Here is a 19832-nt window from a genome sequence, read left to right as displayed (position 1 = left end):
CTCTACGAGGTTTCGAAGCCTCGCTTAAACCATGCGATGGATTGTTTAAACTGTCAATGAGATGAAGGTGAAAAATCCTATAAACCCATAGGATTAGCGGGGTTAGAACATGAGAACAACAACATGAACATAAACACCAAGCCTCCGCAAACCCAACACAAGCGCAAGCCCTGCCCTGCTGAACTCCCCGCAAGACGAGAAAGGGCTGGGAAGGACCCGTAGGCAATCTACTTGGTTTTGAAGGCTTACGGCGACAAGTCACCCTGAAACAGGACCCATTATGGTGGATGATACACAATGGTTGAGGCGAGCTGGCCGCTGATCAGGCCGTTGGAATAAAACGGGGTCGAGAAAGCTACACTCATAGTTGCTCTCCTATCCAGTTTTATCACAATGGCAGACTTCGTATCAGCTCATTTGATTGCAAAGTGGGTAGCTGTGAACGTAAAGCCGAACACGCCAATGCCTCCTCTTTGGCTCGCCACAAGTATACAGCACTCTTGGCTGGGTTAAAAAGCAAACAAAGGCATTTTGTAAGCTCATAACCATCTGAATGGCTCCAAAGGTTCCCTCTGGAGCCACATTGTCTATCAGGATACGTGAAACCCTTGAGAAGTAATATTGCAGGTGTTCTCCCGAGATATTCACTGGACAGTGTTTATTTCAGCAAATCCGGTAGCAGCACAACAAGAGGCAAGTTACTACGCGAGCGCCACTATATACTCACTTCACAAGTTGTCAGACTTTTAGCTTAGAGCTCTCAGCAAGTCTTCTAGCCCGAGCACCCCACCTGCGAACTCAGCAGTTGCGTCTTCCAGCACATCCCAGATGTATGTGGCTGACGCGCTGTCTGTTAGGAAATGGAAGCCAAGCTGTCCACCGAGATCATCGCGAATGATGATCGCACCAAGACGTGCCGCAACTGTTTGAGCTATCTCTTTGTTGGCGAACATTTCGGCACGAAGATCCACGCCGCAGATTTTGGCGAACATATCCGAAGTTTGCGCGCCACTGAGGTAGATCCAGCTGTGTGTGTCCTGACGAGGGAGCGGATAACCAATCCCTTTGTCAGAAGCCACATGATCTGCTGCCCATGCAGCATCTAACTCTGCAATACCTGCTGTTTCGCCCTGCAATGGCGACAACAGAAGGTATTCTTCATCCGACAACCGGCACAGGAGTGTTCCGTCCTTCTGAAGCTCAGCAGTGTTTGGCTTGGCTGGAACTGCCAGACTTTTGGAAGAGAGCCAGTCTGTTGTCCCATTTCCTTTAAAGCCTGAGCGAACCAAACCTGAAAGGTCGCAGAAGTTTACGCCACCGGCCTCATATCCGGAGCCGGATACGGACGATGCCACAGTGTATTCGCCACGGCGTGCAAACTGAGCCTGTTTTGCATTCAGTTTGCGAGAAAACGGGCTTCTGGCCAGCGCCTGATCTGGATGAATGTCTTGTGCATTAGCCATAACTCAGAGCTCCTGCCGTTTGTTTTCTGGATCATAGAAGTGCGGTGAAATCACCTTACCTGTCACGGTCGAGCCATCGCTGTGACGAAGCTCGATAGCAGAGCCGATTTCCGCATCTTCACGCGCTGCGTAAGCAAGTCCGATTGTTTTCTTCAGCGTAGGGGATTTGCAGACAGAGGTAACAAAACCAGCGATCTTGCCGTTTTTGAGGACAAGATTGGATTCCAGAACCGGGTTTGCAGGATCATCTTCCACTGAGAAGCCAACCAGCTTTCGTTCAGAGAGCTGCTTGTCGCGGATTTGCAGTGAACGCTTGCCGACGAAGAATTTCTTCTTCTTGGCAATGGCCCAGGTCATATCCAGCTCTTCTGGTGTTGTCAGACCATCCGTGTCCTGGCCTACGATAACGTGGCCTTTTTCGAGACGCATAACACGTTGCGCTTCTAGGCCGAACGGATGAATGTCGAACTCTGCACCTGCTTCCATCACAGCATCCCAAAGAGCTTCGCCGTAACGGGATGGCACGTGAATCTCATAGCCAAGCTCGCCCACGAAACCTACACGGAAGAGCCGTGCTGGAATACCAGCCACTGTGCCTTCACGGTATGCCAGATATGGGAATGCTTCTGAGGAGCAATCGATGTCGCCTGTCAGCTTTTCGAGGACTTTACGAGCGTTCGGACCAGCCAAGTTGAGCGCTGCATATGCGGAGGTAACATTGACGATATCAACATCGAGCTGCCACTGAGCGTTCCACCAGAGCATATTGCGATAAATGCGCTCTACACCTGTTGTGGTTGCAGTGATGTAGAAATAGTCCTGCGCCAAACGGCACGCTACACCATCGTCAATCACCGTGCCTGCTTCATTGGTCATGAGCAAGTAACGGGTCTTACCTACTGGCAGTTTGGCATAAGCAAACGTGTACATGCGGTTGAGGAACTCAGCAGCATCCGGCCCACGAACATCCAGACCACCAAGCGTCGACACATCGATGATGCCTACATTGCTGCGGGCATTATTGACTTCAAAATCAATGCAGGACTTCATGTCCTTACGATCTGTGTTCGGATAATATGCCGGGCGCACCCAGTTGCCAGCTAAAAGCCATTCAACGCCGAACTCTTCGTGGCGATAGTGCATGGCAGTTTTGCGCTTAGGGTCGAACTGGCGTCCAGCGAGAACTGCGATTTTTTCAGCCGTGAAAGGCGGACGCGCTGTTGTAACACCGATTTGTGCGACTGATCGGTCTGTTTTATCCGCAACCAGACGGGCTGTTGCCAGTGCAGCGTGACGGCCCTGACTTGGGCCCATGCCAACCGTTGAGTAGCGCTTCACCAGCTCCAACTCACGATAACCATCGCCCACTGCATTGCGGATATCTTTGACCTGCAGATCTTCATCGAAGTCTACAAAGTCTTTTCCATCCGGATGCGGGAAGATTGGCCATGGGTGGTTTGGAGAAACCGCAGCGCGAGCCGGTTCTGCCACAGGCTTTGGCACAGTAAGACCACAAAACTGAGCTGCTTTTTGGCCCTGATGGCGGCCATGCGCCAGAGTTTCTTCAATGGCGTAATAGCTGTCGATGGCACCAGCCAGATGCACATTTTCAGGCATGCCTGTCAGCGAGAAGGTTGCGGTTGCGTCTTCATAGCCGATCTTACCACCCGCCTGGATTGGCAGCTGATAGGTTGGGGTGTAACCAACAGACATGCAAACGAGATCACAAGCAATGTTCTCGCGTTTGCTGGTAGCTACGCCTTCATCATCCAAATAGGCAATGGTAACGCCTGTGACGTGGCGGTGCCCTGGAGCTGGATGCGCTTCATAAACACATGCATTGCTTACAATGCGCATTCCTTTAGCTTTTACTGCTTGAGCTAACGGGCCTTTTGAGGTTTTACGCAAATCTGCGACAGCTGCAACTTCAACGCCAGCATCAAGGAGATCTAGAACGACACCGTAAGCATCATCATTTGCTGCCAGAACTACGGCTTTCTTGCCCGGTTGAACCCCATAGAAGCTAATCAAACGCTGCGCGGCGCTTCCTTGCATTACACCGGGCAGATCGTTGTTCCGGAACTGCGACGGCTGCTCAATCAGACCGGTGGCGATCACCACTTGCTTTGCACGTACTTTATGCAAACGCTTACCCTGAATCACTGGCAGCCAGTTATCAGAAAAATAGCCGTTGCAAACCGCATCTACCATAACTGTGATGTTTTTGTGGTCTTCGACATCTGCGATCAAAGACTGGCGCAGGCTTTCAGCTTTTGTCGCTTCAGCATCAAAGCGACTGAACGTGAGTGCGCCACCCAAAATTAGATTTTCTTCAACCAGCAGAACCTTTGCACCAGCATCCGCTGCTTCTAGCGCAGCTGCAAGACCAGCAGGACCAGCACCTACGACAACAACGTCATAGAAACCATAGGCTTTATCATAGTAACCTTCGGTCTCTTTGGTGGTATCGATTTCGCCAAGGCCCGCTTTTTTGCGGATGATAGGCTCCCAGAACTTGTCCCAGATACCTTTCGGCTTAAAGAACGCGCGATAGTAGAAACCGACTGGCATGAAGCGACCGAAACGATTGAGAATGAAGTCCCGGTCCTTCTCAAGAGTTCCATTCACGTTCTGTGCTTTGACGTCCATGCCCTCTTCAATTTGATGGCGATCTGCGAAGACGTTGGGCTCGTTCCCGATCTGCACGAAGCTGTTGGAGTCTTGTGCTGCCATTGTCAGCACACCGCGCGGACGGTGATACTTGAAGGAGCGCGACAGGATCCATTTGCCACTGGCCGCCAGAGCGGAGGCAATACAATCACCTTCCTGCCCCTGATATGTTTTGCCTTCGAAGCGGAAAGAAACAGGCTTATCCGAACGGATCAGCAGCCCTTTGCGTGGCTTTTGTGCTGTGCTCATGAGGGTACATCCGCTGTCGTAGAGCCGGCTTTAGGTGCCGGATAGGTTTTCAGGATTTTGTCGGTGACGGTATGGCGTTCTGCAACGAACCAGTAATTGGTTGGCGTGTGACACCACCATTCGCGCACAACGCCAGCGGTGTTATTGGCGAACCAGATGTATTCGTTCCAGTTATCGTCAGAAACAGCTTCCGGGTCCGGCTGCTCGATGTACTCACCGTGGCACTGAAACTCTGAAATGTTGCGTGGCCCATTCAAAGGGCAGTTCATGATCTTCATGTGTGACCTCAGTGGCTGGCTGCCGTTGCACCCATCTCATTGACGAGCTTGTACTTGTAGAAACGGTCCAGAGCGAAAGGCTTAATCATGTCTGGCATGGCCTGGTTGGCGACGGTTTGCGCCATGTAGTAGCCACTGGCCGGTGTGGACTTGAAGCCCCATGTGCCCCACCCCGCATCGAGCCAATAGTTGTCGAGTGGCGAGGTACCCATGATCGGGCTATAATCCGGCGTCATGTCGGTGATACCTGCCCATTGGCGCAGGATCTTGAGGTCACCGATAAACGGGAACATTTCCAGCGCGCTGGCGGCCAGGCTTTCCTTCATGTCGAGTGTGGAGCGGGTGTTGTAGAGCTCATAAGGGTCTGAGCCGCCACCAATCACCAGCTCACCGCGACCAGACTGGGAGATGTAGCAGTGCATGGCCGTTGAGGAGACCATCGGGTCCAGAAACGGCTTGAGCGGCTGCGTCACCATCGCCTGAAGTGGGAAAGTACGGATCGGGAGCTTGATGCCTGCCATATCCGCAACAACGGAGGACATGCCCGCAACGCACTGCACGACCTGACCAGCTGCGATCGCGCCGCGATTGGTTTCAACGCCAACCACCTTGTTGCCTTCGACCTTGAAGCCTGTCACCTGCGTGCGTTGGTGCAACTCCACCCCACGTTCGCAGGCACGAATGGCATAGCCCCATGCCACGGCATCATGGCGGGCCGTTGCCGCATCCGGGTGCCACAGACCGCACAGGATTGGATGTCCTTCGATGTCCAAGTTGAGCGTTGGGACGAGTTCTTTGATCTGCTTGCGATCAAGGATCTCGTTGCGCTCACCGTGGAACGTGCCGGAATCAGCACGCAACCGCAGCGCCCGCGATACACCGTCTGAGTGAGATAGGGTGATCTGGCCGCGGCGGCTGTACATGAGGTTGTAATCCAGCTCATTGGCCAGGCTCTCATAGAGGCGCATGGACTTGGCGTAGAACTGGATGGAATCAGATGTGATGTAGTTGGAGCGGATCACCGTGGTGTTTCGCGCCGTGTTGCCACCACCGAGGTAACCTTTGTCCAACACCGCGACGTTGGTGATGCCGTGGTTTTTGGCGAGGTAATAGGCCAGAGAGACGCCGTGACCGCCTGCGCCGATGATGACCACATCGTAGCTGGGCTTAAGTTCGGGCGTTTGGGGGATTTCCTCCCGGGCCGGGTGGCGGCGGGATAATCCGTATTTGAGGAGAGCAAATGGCACGGTGCTTATCCAATCTTAGGACGCGGTACTGAGAATTCGTCGTTCTTCTCGATCAGGCGAGCGACATTGAGGATGAGCTTTTCATCGAAATATCTCCCGACAATCTGCACGCCCATTGGCAGACCTTCGCTGTGAAGACCGCATGGGACGGTGATGGCCGGATGACCTGTCATGTTGAAGAAGCTCGTAAACCGGGTGATTGCATTGCCGACCGGCTCGTCCATACCATCAACCTTGGTGGTGACGGTGCCGATGTGCGGTGCAATGGCTGGGGTGGTTGGGGTGAGCAGGATGTCGACATCGTCAAACAGAGCATTGGTCTGCTGACGGTAGACTTCAATGAAGCGTTTGGCGCGGACGTAGTGCTCCGCCAGCAGGCACTGGCCCAGGGCGAGACCTGCGCGGAAGTCTTGACCGTACAAATCACCGCGCTCCTCCAGATAGCGAGAATGGACGCTCAAGGCTTCCGGCATCTGCACTGTGAGGGAGACCGTGCGGGTGTTGGTCATGTCTGGCATGGTCACTGGAACCAGCTGCGCTCCATGGCTGACCAGATAGCGCTGCACACGCTCTACCGCTGCCAGAATTTCTGGGTCTGTGCGCTCGTAGAAGAAATTGGCTGGGATACCGACGCGGAGCCCTGCGATTTCGTTGTCCAACTCAAAGGCGTAGTCATCAACCGGGACGTTGACAGTGACCGGGTCTTGCGGATCGAAACCGGCGATCAAGCCAAGCAGATTGGCGCAGTCGTGCACTGTGCGCGTCATCAGGCCAACGTGATCCAATGTCCAGCAATATGGCATGACACCGCGGGTGGAAACCCGGCCCATGGTTGGCTTTAAACCGACAATGCCATTCAAAGAAGCCGGTGCGCGCACAGAACCGCCTGTGTCAGTTCCCAATGTTGCAGGTGCAAGGCCGAAAGCCAGTGCGGCGGCAGAGCCACTTGAAGAACCGCCTGCCAAGCGTGTAGTGTCGTAGACATTGGGGCACGTGCCAAATTCTGGGTTTTCTCCGGTCGCGCCATATGCAAACTCATGCAGATTGAGTTTACCAAGGGAGATGGCCTTTCCCGCCTTCAGCCGTGCGATGGAGACCGCATCTTTTTCAGCAAGGTGGTCATGGAAAACGCGTGAGCCACCAGTGGTCTTAATACCTTCCACATCGAACAGATCTTTTGCAGCGAACGGAACACCGGCAAAGGGAGATTTTTCCAGATCGTGACGAATGAAGGATGTAGCGGTTATACGAGCTTCGTTTGCCGTTATCGCAATGTAAGCCTTTGAAACACAGTTATATTTCTTGATACGCTTCAAATAGATATCTGTCAGCTCAGTTGCTGACAAATCACCTTTTACCATGAGGTGGTGCAGCTCGGTAGCAGATGCAAATGCGATATCTTCTTCGGACTGAAGTTTTGAGTGCAGCATAAACATGTTCAGTTTCCTTTCTGAACACTCATGGCTGGTGGTGTGTGTCCCAGATCTGTTTTACGTAGAACTTCCAGCTGATCGAGCAGCTCTTGAAAGCCAGTGATGACACCCAGCTTCGGATGAACCAGCTCTTCAATTTCATCATAATGCCAAGGATGAGAAGCCAGCTGATCGCAAAGGTTTACTAGTGTTTCTTTTTTTAGCTTTTTCATTTTTTGCCCACGTCATGAGCGGTACCTTGCAACTTTGACACCGCCTTAAACCTCGTGTTCCGCTAACGAATGATGAGTGTTTCTGGCGTTTGATTTGTCAGGATCTCAGCACCGGTTTCAGTCAAAACCACAGTGTTGGAGATAAAGTAATCAACGCAGTCCGTGTTGGTGAACCAGGAGTGTGCGTGGAACACCATGCCGGTCTTCAAGATGCGTTCGGAGTTAGGTGCCAGACTGGTGACCATGCTGCCTCCAGTCCAACTTGGTGGGAAGCCGATACCAACCATGTAACCACAATGGTGGCGATGGTAATTATGCAAACCGGCACTGTTGGCGACTTCTTTCCACGCAGCATACGCTTCACCCGCGTTTGCTCCGGGCTTAATCGCATCACAAATGGCTTTCATGCCGCTGATAGCCAGTTCAGCGGACTTTTCTGCCCCCCTAGGAGCTGAGCCGACGTAGGCTAAACGCCCCATTGGAGCTTGATATTTCCGGTATGCAGCGCAAGTTTCAAGGAAGACAGCATCCCCATTGCGGAAAACGTCTCCACGCCATGTTGTATGCTCTTCGCCAAGACGGGAGGTTGGGCGGATAAACGGGCCAAATCCCGGGTACTCACTCCCGGCTAGAATCATAGCACGGTGGTATTCCGCAGAAATCTCATAATCGGACGCGCCATCTCGGATAGCTTCCACGGCTGCTTGAGTGCCAACGTCTACGGCATGGGCCGCTTTGCGTACATACTGAACTTCTAGTGGAGATTTCACCTGCCGAATATCATCAACGAGGCCAGAAGCATCGATCCACTGTGCGGCCTGATCGCCAGCTTGAATCATTTCTGCAATACGTGGCGTCATGAAAAGGCTACGCTTTTCAATGCCTATTTTGCCGCCATTGATACCAAGATCCCGCATTGCCTTCAGCACATAGTCTGATGGCTCCTCATGGTCTTTATGACCATAAAAAGTAGCATTCTTAACCTGCTTGTCGACCGTGATCTTTTCCATGCCGCGGCACATCAATGCCATTTTGCAATCGCGCGTCACCACAAGAACGTGACAGGCGAAAAAGCCCCAATGATCCAGACCCGTCAAGTAATAGATGCTCTCTGGAACAGAGATTAAAAGCCCATCGAAATCATGAGTTTCCATAGCTTTACAGACGCTCGCTACGCGCTGCTCTAGCTCTTCTTGTGAAAACGGATCATTCAACGCTAATTCCTCCCGAGCAATAATTAGCCTCAATTTGCCTATAGGTATACCAATTGTCAAAGATTTTTTACGTACAAACGCATACAAAATTTTTCAGCCACCTAGAATTAATTCTATACCATTGATATTATTTATTTATTTGCAATAATATCTAGAATACCTGCGATTTATGTTTCCCATACCTTGCTTTACATAATCTCATTTCAAGATATTGGTGTACCACTTGGCGTATGGAGGTCTTATGAGAAAACTAGAGTCAATTGCCATTGCCGGATTGGGTGCGATCGGCAAACGCGTTGCGCAAGCAGTCATAAAAAATGAAATTCCAGGCTACGAGCTAAAGGCTATAGCTGTGCGCGACATCCAAAAAGGGAAAGAATTCCTGAAAGCACTTCCCGAACATTCCTGTCAGCCCCTCCCACTAGATGAACTTCCACTTGTCGCTGACATCGTTCTGGAATGCCTACCACCGCAACTATTTGAAAAAGTCGCACGACCAACACTCTCCTGCGGAAAATCTCTTATAGTAATGAGCACCAGTCAGTTACTCTCCCGCATGCACCTACTAGATCTTGCGAAGCAAAACGGGGCCAACATCATTGTTCCGTCGGGTGCAATTTTGGGCCTCGACGCTCTCAAAGCCGCCGCAGAGGGGACCATTCAGTCTGTTGTCGTACGAACAAGCAAGCCACCTCAAGGCCTTGCGGGTGCAGCTTACCTCATTGAGAACAGCATAGATGTAGAAAGCTCCAACGTACCTACCTGCATTCTTTCCGGCTCCGTAAACGAAGTTGCCCAGCACTTTCCGGCTAATGTGAATGTAGCAGCAGCACTCGCTCTGGCAGGACTCGGAGCTGACAAAACCACGATGGAGATCTGGGCCGATCCCAACCTTTCAAAAAACACACATACGGTGTCCGTGACCTCAGACAGCTCCGACTTTACAATGACCATCTCAAATCGCCCAAGCGACGAAAATCCCCGAACAGGGCGAATTACAGCGCAGAGCGTTTTAGCTGTACTCCGTACCCGCACATCGCACATTCAGATTGGAAGCTGACACTCCATGATATCTCTTTCCTCCATTCAAGAAGCAGCAAAACGCATCGATTCTGTCATCATAAACACGCCCTTACTGGAGTCCGATTTCATCAACAAGCGCAGTGGAGGGCGAATTCTTTTTAAACCTGAATGCCTGCAGCGCACCGGCTCTTTCAAGCTGCGCGGAGCTTACAATCGCATCGCAAAACTCACTGAAGCAGAACGTAAGCGTGGCGTTGTCGCCTTTTCATCTGGCAACCATGCCCAAGGTGTTGCCGCCGCCGCTGCACAAGCAGGAACCACTGCCCGCATTGTGATGCCTGAGGATGCACCTGCAATAAAGATTGAGAACACGCGCAGCTTCGGCGCTGAAGTGATTTTGTATGACCGGGCAACCGGCGATCGAGCCCAGATAGCAAAAGACATAGCAAATGAAACCGGCGCAGTCATGATTGCTCCTTATGATGACTATGCCATAATGGAAGGGCAAGGAACTATAGGGCTGGAGATTATAGAGAGCCTGCGTGCTAAGGGCCTCACAACTGACGCCGTAATTTGCCCTGCTGGTGGCGGAGGCCTATTGGCCGGAACCTCAACGGCAATCAAAGCTCTTTCGCCGGAAACCTGCATTTACAGCGCTGAGCCGGAAGGGTTTGACGACACCGCCCGCTCCCTACTCGCCGGACAAAGGCTTGAGAACGCGCCAGGCCAATCCATTTGCGATTCCATCGTCACGCACCGCCCCGGAGAGCTCACATTCCCCATAAACCAGCGCAACGTTACTGGAGGGCTGGTGGTTACAGAGGATGATGTCCGGTTGGCTATGAAAGCCGCTTTTGAGAACCTCAAGCTGGCTATAGAGCCCGGTGGAGCTGCTGGACTGGCGGCTATTATGAACGGGCAATATGACTGCTCAGGCAAAGTTGTTGTCGTCATTTTATCTGGCGGAAATCTTGGCGCTGGAGATTTTGCAAATCACCTAAACGCGGCGCCCGGCTGACAACGCACCCCATTCACCCAAACTTCACAGGCTTGCAAGAGAAGCAACCCCTTGCGATTAAACAAGGTGTCATAGTATGACCAGCACAGTGTATGACCTCCTTAGCAAGGTTGGACTGGTGGACGAAATTTACGAAACCCTTCGAGAGCGCATCTGCCTGCTGGATTACCCACCGGGCTGTGTTCTTCGCGAACGAACTCTTGCAGAAGAGTTTGGTGTTAGCCGCACTCCAATCCGCACAGTCCTTCAACGACTGGAGAAAGATGGGTTGATTACGAGCCATCAAGGCCGAGGGACGACTGTAACAACCGTTAACCTTGCCGACTTGCGGGATATCTATTTCATGCGCGTGCATCTTGCTGAAGCAATTGCCTATTCACGCCCGCACGCCCCAAAGCCGGACGCCATTGAGGAGATGCAGAAACTGGAGCAGATGGCATTCTCAGTTGCCGATACACCTGATTATCGAACCTTTGCACAAATCAGTATTGGCTTGCACAAGCAGGTTCAAAGCATCATTCGCAATAAGGCTTTGAAAGACTTTTCTGACCAACTGTTTTATCAGACGGCCCGGATCTGGTTTCTCCTACTTCCCAATCTAAACTGGAAAGAAGAGCTTGAGGATGTACTAGAAGAGATCAAAACCCTGAAGCGCTTTATGACACATGACAATGTGACAGCTATTGGCCGCATTCACAGCGCCTACTTATCATTGGTTCTTTCTCGCCTCGAAGGGGTTGAGCAACTGAATGCAACCCCATCAGAAGTCGCAGAATGATACTAGCTCAGATCTCAAGACGCTTCTGCTCTTCAATGAACCGTTGAACCCGCTTCAGTCCGCGAGAAATATAGTTTCGCTGAGAATACCCCAAAGCTTCTATATCATCACCTTTTAGCGCTCGCACAACATCGCACGCCTCCGCATAAAAGTACTCAGCAACCTCCTCAGCAAAGTAAGGAGCAAGCGAATACCAAATACGCGCGACTTTGAAGTAGATATGATTCCACACTTCCTGAAGCGCGCGATTTCCAATCAGAGTGTAAATCAAATGATTTAGATCGTGATTTAATGTCCAGTAGCGATGAAGGTCAAAAGTCTCCAGAAGCAAAACTGCCTCTTCTTTGATTTTTTCTGCTTCAGCCACATCAGCAGGCGTAATAGCGCGAGGAGACAGCTGACCTATTGTTTCGGCTAGTCGAATACGCAGAGCATAGGCATCGATGTAGTAATCAAAGTCGACGCTAGTAACGATGTAACCAACACCATTCCTTGCGGTAACCAGTCCATCAAACTGTAAGCGATGCATGACTTCTCGGATAGGGGTTCGACTTATACCAAAATCACTCGCGATCTTACCCTCACGCAACACAGTACCAGGAGGAGAGCGAAGCAAGCAGATATCCTCACGCAATTGAAAATAGATTTCCTCTTGCGGAGTTCTCTTTACGCTATGCATCTCACTAGCGCTGTTCGACTTTGCAAACAATGCATCAAGATGTCGATGCTTGGTATCGGCGTCTGGAGCTATCATTCGGCTTCTTTATGATCTATGTTCTCTAAGGTCAAGCTGTCGCTCAAGCTCCCCTTAAGTACTCGTTGCACTTAACTAAGCCTCACCCATTCAACAACCTACCATATCCAGATATCCTAGCCTGCACTCCTAAGAGATTTAGTACATGCCAGAATAATGCCTGATTACTGCAAATTACAGGCTTACCCAGCTCATCCTCAAGCACTTGCACACAATCCAAAGACCTCAACGCACCGCACGAAATAAAGAGCGCATCCGCCTCTGGATGATCATTATAACGCGCGAAATCGCGGATAAATTCAGTTCGCACGCAAACCATTTCACTATCCTTCCGCAATCCCAATCCCTTTATCGAGCAAACCTCAAAACTAGCACTCTCAAGGTATAACTTTTCTTGCTCATTGAGCTCATCAATATATGGAGTGACGACTGCAAGCTTTCTAACTTTTAGAAACTTCAAAGCGCTAACCACAGCAGCAATCAGCGACGTCGCCTTTGCATTCGGAGCTCCAGCATTCAGCTCCTTATTCACCCTACCTTCACCCAACACTAAGCTACCAGAAGTACACGCGTAGGAAACGACATCCAAACTCCCGTCAGGCAAAAGCCGCGCCGCTGCCGCGGAAAGGTCTACACCCAAATCCGTCAAGCTGCTGACCGAAATATCATCAGCGATAGGAACACGAGCAAAGTGAAACCCCACCCCATCAGGACGCAAGCGCATCATTTCATCTTGAATGGTCTGCTCAGTAGCCAATAGCACAAACCCCACCTTCCCCAAAGGATGCGCCCCCTCATCGAATCTATTCATTTCCATAGATAGAGTTCCAGCATTTGAACTGCCCATAGCTGTATTCACCTCCCAATATAGCTGCACATAGCTTAAGGAAAAGCTGCGACATACGCAACTCGAGCACTTGCAAAAAATTATAAACCCGATCAGCAAATCTAATGTATATCTTTATTTTCATACACTTATAGCAAAACCTAAATACACTAGGAAAATTTTACAAATCCACCTGTTGACGCTCAAATTCTTAGCTGTATACACTTATATACGTATTCGGTCGCTTTGACCCCAGACCTTTTGAGCGTTGCAACATCAAAAGAAAGCGCTCAATCGGGTCTGAACAAAGGTTCAGCGATCACGATATTCGGGAGGAGATAAAGCGTGAAAATTTCATCAATAATTGGAAAGGCTACTGCTGCATCAGTTGCACTTTCTTTATTTGCAGCTCCTGTACTGATCAGTGAAGCAAATGCAGCTGAGCCAATCCTCGGCCATGTAATGGATAAGGAACATATCTTTCACAAAGTTTCCGAAAAATTCATGGAGCGTCTAGACGAGCTTTCTGATGGCCAGATGAAAATTAGTTACCATCCAGGTGGCGATCTTGGTGACTGGACTTCAATTGTTGAACAAGTTTCATTTGGATCAGCTCAAATGACCATGGCCTGGAACCATTCGGAAATGGACCCACGTTGGGATATCATGGCTCTTGGTTACGTTGCTTCTGATTGGGAAAAAGGCAAGGCAATCTATGGCCCAGGGTCAAAAATGGAAGCTGTATACAACAATATTTTTTCTGACTTGAATATGGTGCTGCTCGGAACCATTCCAACAGACTATACCGGCTTTGTTGTCCGTAAGGGCGTTGATGTGCCTGTCAACTTCCCCGCAGACGCCAAAGGCTTCAAAATGCGAGTTCCAGCACAGCCAATGTCCATTGAGCGTTACCGTGCGACTGGTTTCTCAGTTGTACCAATGGCTTTCTCCGAAGTTCACACAGCACTTCAGACTGGTGCCATCGATGGCCGTGCCTACTCCCCGCCATCAGAGGTGTTACTCTTCAAAGATGTCGTCAGCACTTATGTATTTACTCGCGAAAACTTTGAACACACTTTTTGGCTTGCCAACAAAGACTGGTTCAACAGTCTGAACAACAATGAGAAAAACTGGATCAAAACGGCCTCCAAGGAAGCTACCGACTGGGCTTGGGGGGTTGCTGAATCTGAAAGTCCTAAGTGGTTGCAAAAAATCCGTGATGCGGGCATCGCGGTTGTTGAGCTTTCTCCAGAGCAACTTGCTGAGTACAAGAAAATCGTTGTGGACGTTGAATATCCGTACATGGAAGGTGTCATCGGAAAACAGGTGATGGACGATATTCGCGAAGCCGCTGGCCTCAAATAAAACCTTAGAAATATGCCGCCAGCACCAGTTTCTGGTGGCATTTTCGCGAGGAAGCAATAATGAGTGATAAAACACTGCTCCACATTGACGGCCTAGACGACATTATGACGCCTGAACCCGTCTTACCAGTTCCCAATAAAGCGACTGCCCATAAAGATGAGTACAGCGGACTAATCTATAAGCTGGAAGCACAGCTCGCCAAAATTTTACGACTGGCAATGTTTCTAACCTCACTTGGACTGGGGTTACTCATGGCAGCACAAGTTTTCATGCGATATGTCATCCAATCACCATTCCTTGGAATGGAAGAGCTAGCCCCAATGTTGGCACTGTGGGTTTACTTCCTGGGAATGTCTTATAGCAGTCGTGAGCGAGACCATATCTCGGGTGGCGTCCTCGCTCTTATCACTCACAATCCTAAAATTCTGATGAGTATCCGCTTTATCGGCACTCTGCTGTGCTTGATGGCTGTGATTATCTTTGGTTACTACGCCTGGAAACTTACTGCATTCAACCTCAAACTTAACCGGACTAGCGTTTACATGAGATGGCCAAAATATCTATGGGATTTCAGTATGATAGCAGGTTTCTTCTTAATGGGGTTTTACTATCTGCTTCAACTCATCGTTGAGTTCAAAGCACTCGTTACGATGAGAGGCAAATAAGATGGTCTTTTTCTTTGCTACGATCGCGGCTGTCCTTGTACTTTTACTTTTAGAAGTCCCTGTTGGTTTTGCATTTGGTATTGGCGCGCTGCTTTATGGCTTCTTATCCGGGACTGATATCTCATTCCATGCCGGTTTCGGATATGCTCAGATCAGTGCATTTTCCCTTCTTGCTTTACCGCTATTCGTTCTTGCTGGAACACTTATGGGAACGGCGGGGATCTCTGAACGTCTACTCAATTTTGTGAATGCGTTTGTTGGTCGGACAAAAGGTGGACTCGGAGCTGTAACTGTGCTCACTTGTGCTATGTTCGGTGCCATTTCCGGAAGCGCATCTGCCGCTATTGCTGCCATCGGAAAAATTATGGTGCCTCGCATGATTAAGGAGGGATACCCTCCAGGACACGCAACCGCACTTGTAGCAGTCTCTTCTGTGTTGGCTCTCATGATCCCGCCCAGTATTCCGATGATTGTGTTTGCAATTGCTATTCGAGAATCTGTTGCAAAGGCATTTCTTGCCACGATGGGTCCCGGGATCATGTTGGCACTGGTTTACTGCGCTTTGAATTTCATTTTTCTGCGCAAAAACAAGACCATTACTGTTCAACCCAAAATTAGTGCAGGTGCTTTGGTGAAAGAGGTGAGTCGCACTGGTAAAGAAGCAAGCCTCGCTATCATCATGCCAGTTATTATCTTAGGCGGCATCTACAGCGGCATCGCCACTCCAACTGAGGCCGGAGCCGTTGCGCTAGTATACACACTGGTCGTTGGGTTGTTCATCTATCGTGGCATGAACTTCAGAGATCTTTATAGCTCAACCATCGATGCCGCTCGATTGACTGGCGCTGTGATGATGGTGCTGTTCTTCCTGTTTATTATGAGCCGGGGCATGATCCTCGCACAGGTTCCGAACCAGTTCGCTGACATGCTGCTGAACATCTCTGACAATAAGATTGTCTTACTGCTGCTCATCAACTTACTGCTACTTATAATGGGTATGATCATTGATGATGTATCCGGTGGAGTTTTGGCAGCCATTATCTTGCTGCCTGTGATCCAGAAAATCGGGGTTGATCCAATTCACTTCGCAGCGATTGTGGGCACAAACTTGGGATTGGGCAACGTGTCTCCCCCTTGCGCACCCCTGCTTTACATGGCTGGAGGGGTAACAAAGATGGAGCTTTCTGAATACATCGGTCCAACAATGAAGTTCCTGCTTCTTGGTCATCTTCCGATGGTTCTGATTGTCACTTTTATACCGGAACTATCACTCTTTTTACCAGGGCTACTCGACTAGCTCCTAATAACCAACAATCTGAGTTCACGTTCTTGAGTGTGTACTCGTTCCGAGGGGAACACTCCCCTTCGTTCACATTCTCAGATTCAGCTGCCGGCTAAATTGAGGGTGCCGGGGACGTTCGTCCCGATTTTTGAAAAAGCAGTCGAAGAGCTGCACGACCGAGCCTCGGCTGCGCCTAAACACCAGCTCATACACATGGTCGTCGAATAATGGGAAGTGATCTATGCTCGAACAAGCAAAACAAAGAACAGCTGACTTTCAGCGCCGTCTGAAAGAAAACAACATTGAGGTCGCAGTTCTAACCGATGAAAGCTCAATTGCATATTTTGCAGGCTTCTGGGGATACCTCAGTATTGAGTTTGGTCGCCCGACATTCCTTGTCATTCGCCCAGATGAAGCCCCTGTTGTTATTACACCGCTCATGGAAAGCGAGATGGTAGAAGCCATGACCTGGGTCGAGAATGTTATGACTTGGGAAGACTTTGGCGAAAACACCTGGTCCAATGTTTTGCGTCGGGCAATTGGTGATACAAAAGCTCGAAACATTCATGTCGAGCTGGACCAAATCCCCGCTATCGTTCGCAATTTCTTTGACAAAGAAATGCAAGGTACTCAGCTCAAGGACATTGCAGCAATTATGGGCGTGATGCGCACGATTAAATCTCCAGAAGAGATTGAAGTGATGCGCCAGGCTGGCCAAATTGCTGGCGCTATGATGGCAGCTGCTGAAGGTTCATTGCGGGAAGGAGCTCCAGAATATGAAAGTGCGCTTGCAGTTATCAATGCAGGTACCCGGAAAGCCGCAGGCTTCTTAACAGCCAAAGGCTGGGAAGCGTTTGTCTCTCCAATGATTCATAACCTGCAGATCATGCAGAGTGGAACTGATACATCCATGGTTCACCGTCGTGCCAGCGTGAAGAACTACAAAGTCGGCGACCCTGTCTACTTCTGCTTCTGTAACATGGCGCAGTTTAAGCAATATAAGCTTGGGTTTGACCGCATGTTCTTCGTGGAAGAAGTCAGCGATGAAGCCGCCAAGGTTCAGATGGCTGCGATTGAAGCACAGCAGGCTGCTCTTAAATCTATCAAAGCAGGTATTTTGGCTGAGGATGTTGCCGAAGCCGCAAACGAAGTTTACCGCGCTCGCGGTTACGAAACCGGTTACCGTACTGGCCGCTCTATCGGCATGGCTTATCTGGAAGCTCCTGAGCTTAAAGCAGGTGACAAAACCGTTCTGCAGCCGGGCATGACCTTTGCCGTAGATGGCGGCATTTCCGTTGATGGTCAGACCGGTGGCCGTATTGGTGACTCCATTGTAGTCACCGAGACCGGATTTGAGTACCTGACCGATTATTCACGCGACCTTCTGGTCGTTTAAGCCCCCTAACTACTGAAACATTGCGTGTGGAAAGCGTCTTTCCATACTGCCATGCGAGCATGAAATCATGAGTCTGATTTTGAAAATGACCTGCCCCGACCAGCCAGGTGTCGTCGCGGATCTGAGCAATCGTCTGAACCAAAACGGTTGCAACATTTTGGAGAGTTCCCAATTCTTCCAGCCAGAACCTGGCACGAAGCAGGAAGATGGCATCGGTAAATTCTTTATCAGAATGAGCCTCCAGCCATCCGGCCAAACCGACCGAGCGGCACTTGATGCAACTCTTGAGGAGTTTGCTGATGCTTTTAAAGCCGAGATTTCGGTTGAAGATACCGCTCGTGTTATTCCAACTATCCTGATGGTTTCGAAGTTTGATCACTGCCTGATCGATATCCTGTATCGTGTTCAGACCGGCAAACTACCCATTGAGATCAAGGCTGTAGTTTCAAACCACGCTAATAGTCGGGCAGATGTTGAACGACTAGGTATTCCGTTTTACTTGTGGCCAGTCAATAAAGAAAACAAAGCTGAACAAGAAGCCAAGCTTGATGAGTTGATTGATCGCATAGGAGCTGAGTTAGTGGTTCTGGCTCGTTACATGCAAATCCTGTCAGATCAGCTTAGTTCCAAACACTTTGGCAAGATCATCAATATTCACCACTCCTTCCTGCCCGCGTTCAAAGGTGCGATGCCTTATAACCGCGCATGGGAACGTGGTGTGAAGCACATTGGTGCGACGGCGCACTATGTGACGCCTGATCTGGATGAAGGTCCTATTATTGAGCAAGATGCAGAGCGTATCAGTCATGCAGAAACTCCTGCGGAGCTTATTCGCCGTGGGCAGGATATTGAAGCACGTGTGCTTGCTCGCGCCTTGAAGCTTCATGCTGAAGGTCGCGTGTTCATCCATGGTAATCGCACAGTGATCTTCCAACAATGACACAGGCAAAAACTATCTGCGGCAAAACCCTTGCCACAGTTATTGACGGGGAAGTTAAAGAGGCCATTGCCTCCTTGCACGCTAGCTTTGGCAAAACGCCTAAGCTGACGGTAGTGGTTGTTGGAGATGATCCGGCAAGCGCAATCTACGTCAACAACAAAGTCAAGCGTTGCCGTAAAGTAGGTATCGAAAGCGAGAAACTAGCACTTGATGCCAACATCACTCAGGCTGGCCTTACTCAAGTTATTCGTGACTTAAGTGCTGATCCTGAAAATCATGGCATTTTGTTGCAACTGCCATTGCCTAATGGCATGAATGCTCGCGAAATCCTCCATGAAATTGCCCCTGAAAAGGATGTCGATGGCTTCCACCCACTTAACTTCGGAAGCTTCATGGCGGGCGCGCAAGATGCTCTAGCTCCTTGCACACCTCAAGGCTGCCTGCGTCTCTTAAAGACTGTGATTGACGACTTTCATGGGAAGGATGCTACTGTCATTGGTTGCTCTAACATTGTTGGGAAACCCATGGCAGAACTTTTGCTTCAGCAAGGCTGTAGCGTCACCTCAGTTCATCACTTAAGCCACGATATTAAAGGTAAAGTTCGCGCTGCAGACATTATCGTAGCCGCAGCAGGATCTCCGCATCTGGTAAAAGCTGAGTGGGTGAAGCCCGGTGCCGTGGTGATTGACGTTGGCATCAACCGCCTACGCGATCTGGGCAATGGAAAGTCTGGTATCGTCGGTGATGTGGATTTCGATGCAGTAAGTAAAATTGCAAGCGCCATCACTCCTGTTCCAGGAGGCGTTGGGCCTTTAACGATCTCTTATTTGCTGGTCAATACTGTCCGAGCGTTTGCTCACCAAATCGGAGCCGATGAACTCCAGCTTTGATGTGTCAAACCGTACACTTTGGCACCTCGCGTCAAAGTGTACGGTGTTGACCATTTGCTGCCATTCAACCTAAATCTAGGATCTCTAGCCAGCGCATGATTTCAACCATAGGTCAATCTCTTTCGGCTT

General features: G+C 50.1%; 18 protein-coding genes. 9 read left to right on the top strand and 9 right to left on the bottom strand.

Annotated elements, in window-relative coordinates; all coding sequences use genetic code 11:
* Positions 1 to 746 precede the first annotated feature (746 nt).
* The 7 genes from PSE_RS08965 to PSE_RS08935 all read right to left on the bottom strand — a co-directional run bounded on the left by PSE_RS08965 (position 747) and on the right by PSE_RS08935 (position 8766).
* Entirely contained in the window at positions 747 to 1463 is a 717-nt protein-coding gene (locus PSE_RS08965) for a sarcosine oxidase subunit gamma (protein ID WP_014284546.1), read from the bottom strand.
* Positions 1464 to 1466: 3 nt separating this feature from the next.
* Complete coding sequence (locus PSE_RS27840) at positions 1467 to 4382, bottom strand: 2Fe-2S iron-sulfur cluster-binding protein (protein ID WP_014284545.1); 2916 nt, start codon at positions 4380 to 4382, stop codon at positions 1467 to 1469.
* Positions 4379 to 4660 carry a sarcosine oxidase subunit delta gene (locus tag PSE_RS08955; RefSeq protein WP_014284544.1) on the bottom strand — a complete coding sequence of 94 codons (282 nt, stop codon included), beginning with the start codon at positions 4658 to 4660 and terminating at the stop codon, positions 4379 to 4381. Before PSE_RS08955 ends, PSE_RS27840 begins: the two co-directional genes overlap by 4 nt.
* 8 nt (positions 4661 to 4668) lie before the next feature.
* Entirely contained in the window at positions 4669 to 5907 is a 1239-nt protein-coding gene (locus tag PSE_RS08950) for an FAD-dependent oxidoreductase (protein WP_041768191.1), read from the bottom strand.
* Between the two features lie 5 nt (positions 5908 to 5912).
* Positions 5913 to 7343 (bottom strand): amidase, encoded by a 1431-nt coding sequence (locus tag PSE_RS08945; RefSeq protein ID WP_244421369.1) that lies wholly within the window; start codon positions 7341 to 7343, stop codon positions 5913 to 5915.
* Positions 7344 to 7345: 2 nt separating this feature from the next.
* The gene (locus PSE_RS08940; protein ID WP_014284541.1) at positions 7346 to 7552 is read right to left on the bottom strand and encodes a hypothetical protein; all 207 of its coding nucleotides are present in this window, start codon (positions 7550 to 7552) and stop codon (positions 7346 to 7348) included.
* Positions 7553 to 7614: 62 nt separating this feature from the next.
* On the bottom strand, positions 7615 to 8766 hold the full coding sequence (locus tag PSE_RS08935; RefSeq protein ID WP_014284540.1) for a Xaa-Pro peptidase family protein: 1152 nt from the start codon (positions 8764 to 8766) through the stop codon (positions 7615 to 7617).
* A gap of 241 nt (positions 8767 to 9007) precedes the next feature.
* Here PSE_RS08935 and PSE_RS08930 point away from each other — a divergent pair, with 241 nt between their 5' ends.
* The 3 genes from PSE_RS08930 (at position 9008) to PSE_RS08920 (ending at position 11585) form a co-directional block, all read left to right on the top strand.
* A complete protein-coding gene (locus PSE_RS08930) occupies positions 9008 to 9826 on the top strand; it encodes an aspartate dehydrogenase (protein WP_041768190.1) in 819 nt (272 codons plus the stop codon).
* Positions 9827 to 9832: 6 nt separating this feature from the next.
* Entirely contained in the window at positions 9833 to 10807 is a 975-nt protein-coding gene (locus tag PSE_RS08925; protein WP_014284538.1) for a threonine/serine dehydratase, read from the top strand.
* A gap of 76 nt (positions 10808 to 10883) precedes the next feature.
* Positions 10884 to 11585 carry a GntR family transcriptional regulator gene (locus PSE_RS08920; RefSeq protein ID WP_051125896.1) on the top strand — a complete coding sequence of 234 codons (702 nt, stop codon included), beginning with the start codon at positions 10884 to 10886 and terminating at the stop codon, positions 11583 to 11585.
* A 7-nt stretch (positions 11586 to 11592) separates the two neighbouring features.
* Here the strand turns inward: PSE_RS08920 and PSE_RS08915 are convergent, their stop codons facing one another.
* Positions 11593 to 12339: a GntR family transcriptional regulator gene (locus PSE_RS08915; RefSeq protein WP_051125895.1), complete on the bottom strand. Its 747-nt coding sequence runs from the start codon at positions 12337 to 12339 to the stop codon at positions 11593 to 11595.
* Between the two features lie 82 nt (positions 12340 to 12421).
* Positions 12422 to 13186 (bottom strand): arylmalonate decarboxylase, encoded by a 765-nt coding sequence (locus PSE_RS08910; protein WP_244421368.1) that lies wholly within the window; start codon positions 13184 to 13186, stop codon positions 12422 to 12424.
* Between the two features lie 324 nt (positions 13187 to 13510).
* Between PSE_RS08910 and dctP the strand changes: the two genes are divergently transcribed.
* The 6 genes from dctP to PSE_RS08880 all read left to right on the top strand — a co-directional run bounded on the left by dctP (position 13511) and on the right by PSE_RS08880 (position 19703).
* Positions 13511 to 14530, top strand: coding sequence for a TRAP transporter substrate-binding protein DctP (dctP, locus tag PSE_RS08905; RefSeq protein WP_014284534.1), 1020 nt, complete (start codon positions 13511 to 13513; stop codon positions 14528 to 14530).
* Between the two features lie 59 nt (positions 14531 to 14589).
* Positions 14590 to 15195 (top strand): TRAP transporter small permease, encoded by a 606-nt coding sequence (locus PSE_RS08900; protein ID WP_041768188.1) that lies wholly within the window; start codon positions 14590 to 14592, stop codon positions 15193 to 15195.
* A gap of 1 nt (position 15196) precedes the next feature.
* A complete protein-coding gene (locus PSE_RS08895; protein WP_014284532.1) occupies positions 15197 to 16492 on the top strand; it encodes a TRAP transporter large permease in 1296 nt (431 codons plus the stop codon).
* Positions 16493 to 16718: 226 nt separating this feature from the next.
* Entirely contained in the window at positions 16719 to 17873 is a 1155-nt protein-coding gene (locus PSE_RS08890) for a Xaa-Pro peptidase family protein (protein ID WP_014284531.1), read from the top strand.
* 67 nt (positions 17874 to 17940) lie between these two features.
* Positions 17941 to 18813 (top strand): formyltetrahydrofolate deformylase, encoded by an 873-nt coding sequence (gene purU / locus PSE_RS08885; protein ID WP_014284530.1) that lies wholly within the window; start codon positions 17941 to 17943, stop codon positions 18811 to 18813.
* Positions 18810 to 19703 carry a bifunctional 5,10-methylenetetrahydrofolate dehydrogenase/5,10-methenyltetrahydrofolate cyclohydrolase gene (locus tag PSE_RS08880; protein WP_014284529.1) on the top strand — a complete coding sequence of 298 codons (894 nt, stop codon included), beginning with the start codon at positions 18810 to 18812 and terminating at the stop codon, positions 19701 to 19703. The genes purU and PSE_RS08880 overlap by 4 nt, the downstream gene beginning before the upstream one ends.
* The last annotated feature ends 129 nt before the right edge of the window (positions 19704 to 19832 follow it).

Source organism: Pseudovibrio sp. FO-BEG1, assembly GCF_000236645.1.
Classification (GTDB): Bacteria; Pseudomonadota; Alphaproteobacteria; order Rhizobiales; family Stappiaceae; genus Pseudovibrio.
The sequence above is the reverse complement of the archived record's forward strand: the minus strand, read 5'-3'. Positions and strand labels throughout refer to the sequence as shown.

Coding starts and splice junctions, on each gene's coding strand:
- PSE_RS08925 (WP_014284538.1), top strand. CDS start 9,833: ATGATATCTCTTTCCTCCATTCAAGAAGCAGCAAAACGCATCGATTCT.
- PSE_RS27840 (WP_014284545.1), bottom strand. CDS start 4,382: ATGAGCACAGCACAAAAGCCACGCAAAGGGCTGCTGATCCGTTCGGAT.
- purU (WP_014284530.1), top strand. CDS start 17,941: ATGAGTCTGATTTTGAAAATGACCTGCCCCGACCAGCCAGGTGTCGTC.
- PSE_RS08910 (WP_244421368.1), bottom strand. CDS start 13,186: ATGGGCAGTTCAAATGCTGGAACTCTATCTATGGAAATGAATAGATTC.
- PSE_RS08900 (WP_041768188.1), top strand. CDS start 14,590: ATGAGTGATAAAACACTGCTCCACATTGACGGCCTAGACGACATTATG.
- PSE_RS08920 (WP_051125896.1), top strand. CDS start 10,884: ATGACCAGCACAGTGTATGACCTCCTTAGCAAGGTTGGACTGGTGGAC.
- PSE_RS08945 (WP_244421369.1), bottom strand. CDS start 7,343: ATGTTTATGCTGCACTCAAAACTTCAGTCCGAAGAAGATATCGCATTT.
- PSE_RS08955 (WP_014284544.1), bottom strand. CDS start 4,660: ATGAAGATCATGAACTGCCCTTTGAATGGGCCACGCAACATTTCAGAG.
- PSE_RS08915 (WP_051125895.1), bottom strand. CDS start 12,339: ATGATAGCTCCAGACGCCGATACCAAGCATCGACATCTTGATGCATTG.
- PSE_RS08890 (WP_014284531.1), top strand. CDS start 16,719: ATGCTCGAACAAGCAAAACAAAGAACAGCTGACTTTCAGCGCCGTCTG.
- PSE_RS08940 (WP_014284541.1), bottom strand. CDS start 7,552: ATGAAAAAGCTAAAAAAAGAAACACTAGTAAACCTTTGCGATCAGCTG.
- PSE_RS08895 (WP_014284532.1), top strand. CDS start 15,197: ATGGTCTTTTTCTTTGCTACGATCGCGGCTGTCCTTGTACTTTTACTT.
- PSE_RS08930 (WP_041768190.1), top strand. CDS start 9,008: ATGAGAAAACTAGAGTCAATTGCCATTGCCGGATTGGGTGCGATCGGC.
- PSE_RS08965 (WP_014284546.1), bottom strand. CDS start 1,463: ATGGCTAATGCACAAGACATTCATCCAGATCAGGCGCTGGCCAGAAGC.
- PSE_RS08880 (WP_014284529.1), top strand. CDS start 18,810: ATGACACAGGCAAAAACTATCTGCGGCAAAACCCTTGCCACAGTTATT.